Source organism: Nitriliruptor sp., assembly GCF_040882075.1.
Taxonomy (GTDB): domain Bacteria; phylum Actinomycetota; class Nitriliruptoria; order Nitriliruptorales; family Nitriliruptoraceae; genus Nitriliruptor.
In genome coordinates this window covers 1-2,138 of record NZ_JBBEBZ010000177.1, presented here as the reverse complement: position 1 = coordinate 2,138, position 2,138 = coordinate 1, and the positions used below count along the sequence as shown (strand labels likewise).

Genomic DNA, 2,138 nt, shown 5'->3' with positions numbered 1-2,138 from the left:
TGTCAACGCCGGGTTCAGTTGTCCGCTTTTCATCAGTTCGAGATGTCCCCTGATCATCAGTGGATGGGATCGGGTTCAGTGGTCTCGGTAGCGGTCTCCTCCTCGGGTTCTGATGTGGTTCGGGCCTTGCCTAGCAGCCCAGCCTTACGCTTTTCCTTAAGCCGATAGCTCTCGCCTTTGATGTTGACCGTGGTCGCGTGGTGCAGCAGTCGGTCGAGGATGGCGGTGGCCATCACCGAGTCGCCGAGCACCTCGCCCCAGTCGGCGAAGCCCTTGTTCGAGGTCAGGATCAGGCTCGCCTTCTCGTAGCGCCGGGTCACCAGCCGGAAGAACAGGCTGGCCTCGGTACGGTTCATCGGCAGATAGCCGAGCTCATCGAGGATGAGCACCTTGGGATAGGTCAGCTGCTGCAGCACCCGTTCCAGGCGCTGCTCGGCGCTGGCCTTCCGGAGGCGCGTGAGCAGCTCGTCGAGGGTCAGGAACATGACCCTGTGGCCGGCCTCGACGGCCTTGATGCCGAGCGCGATCGCCAGGTGCGTCTTGCCCACGCCGGGCGGGCCGAGGAATACGACGTTCTCACCGCGCTCGACGAACGCCAGGCCGGCGAGCTCGCGGATGACCTTGCGCTCGATGCCGGGCTGGAAGTTGAAGTCGAACGCCTCGAGGGTATGCACCGCGGGGAAGCGAGCCTGGCGCATGCGCGTCTCGGTTCCCCGCACGCGCCGTGACTGCCACTCGGCGCGCAGCGCCTCGGCCAGGAAGGCGCGATAGTCCAGGTCCTTCTTCGCGGCCTGCTCGCAGACGGTATCGAGCTGATCCGACAGGGCCTCCATCTTGAGCTTGTCCAGCAGGGTGGCCAGTTCCATCAGCCGATCTCCGCGTAGTAGTCGAGCGCGCGGGTCTGGACCCGCACCTGCTCCCACAGGGCGGCATGATGCTCGGCCACGGTGACCTGGCGCTGCTCGCCGGTCACCTGGCGGTGGCGAGCGACCACGGCGCCGTCGCGATTGGCCAGCTCCACCCAGCCGTCGAGCGTCACGCGCAGCGCCAGACGCTCGCCCACCAGATGGCCGGGCACGGAGTAGCGCACCCCGTCGACCGCGACATAGGCGTCGAGACTGACCGCCCGATGACCGTGATAGGCCGTATCGAAGCGATCCCGCGGCAGCGGCCCCAGATGGGCGCGCTCGCGCGCGAGGCGGTCGGTGACGCCCTCGCCGAGTTCGCGCACGAAGCGCTGGTTGGCCACGCCGTGGCACCAGGCTCGCAGGTGGGCGTTCAGGTCGTCCCAGCTGTCGAACGCCGGATCGCCGGCCAGGGCGTTGTCGGCGACGTAGCGCACCATGCGCTCGACCTTGCCCTTGGTCTGCGCCCGCCGCGGCCGGCAGGCCTTGGGCGTGAAGCCGTAGTGGCGTGCCAGCTCACGGAAGCGCGGATGGAACCGGGGGCGACCGTCGGTCCAGTCGAGGACCGCCGCCTTCTGGTTGTCGACGAGCACGCTCGCCGGCACGCCGCCGAAGGCCTCGAATGCCTGGATCAAAGCCTCGTAGGTGTGCTCGGCATCGCAGCGCGGCATCGCCACCACGTCGAGCGCACGGGCGTAACCGAGTACGTTGACCGCCAGGTAGGCCTTCTGGCGCACGCCGCCGATCTCCAGTCGGCGCTCGCCCCAGTCATGCTGCAGCTGCGCGCCCGGCGGCGTCTCGTAGCGCACGGTGCCGCCCGCCGGGCGCAGCGCTCGCCGGGGCTGGATGTACAGGCGCAGGATCGTGCGCCCGCCGTCGTAGCCGGCCGCCCGGATCCGGCGGAAGATCACCTCCGCGTTCCAGATGCCGTCGCGCAACAAGTCATCGACCTGGGCACGGTACGGATCGAGTTTGCTGGTGCGCCGCTTCGGCCGCGCTGGCGGCTCGCCGCCACGCTTGAGCGCCCGGCTTACCGTCTTCGGATGAACACCCAGTTCGGCCGCGATGTCCTTGACGAACATGCCCTGTAGCTTCTTCTCGCTTATCATGAGGTAGTCCCCTCGGGTCAGCATCTCCCTCTCCAGTGCGGTCACACTCGAAGAGGCGAGAATCGTTGGTCCGGGGGGACATCTCAACCTGATGATCGGGGGACTTTAAGCGCCGGTGCTAACA

The 2,138-nt window shown here is 67.6% G+C and carries 2 protein-coding genes; both read right to left on the bottom strand.

Annotated elements, in window-relative coordinates; all coding sequences use genetic code 11:
• Positions 1-56: 56 nt before the first annotated feature.
• Positions 57-869 (bottom strand): IS21-like element helper ATPase IstB, encoded by an 813-nt coding sequence (gene istB / locus WEB03_RS12055; protein WP_368071198.1) that lies wholly within the window; start codon positions 867-869, stop codon positions 57-59.
• Positions 866-2,014, bottom strand: coding sequence for an IS21 family transposase (gene istA / locus WEB03_RS12050; RefSeq protein WP_368071197.1), 1,149 nt, complete (start codon positions 2,012-2,014; stop codon positions 866-868). Before istA ends, istB begins: the two co-directional genes overlap by 4 nt.
• Positions 2,015-2,138: the final 124 nt, after the last annotated feature.

Bases quoted from the DNA above. Each gene is read 5' to 3' on its own strand.
- istA (WP_368071197.1), bottom strand. From the start codon at position 2,014: ATGATAAGCGAGAAGAAGCTACAGGGCATGTTCGTCAAGGACATCGCG.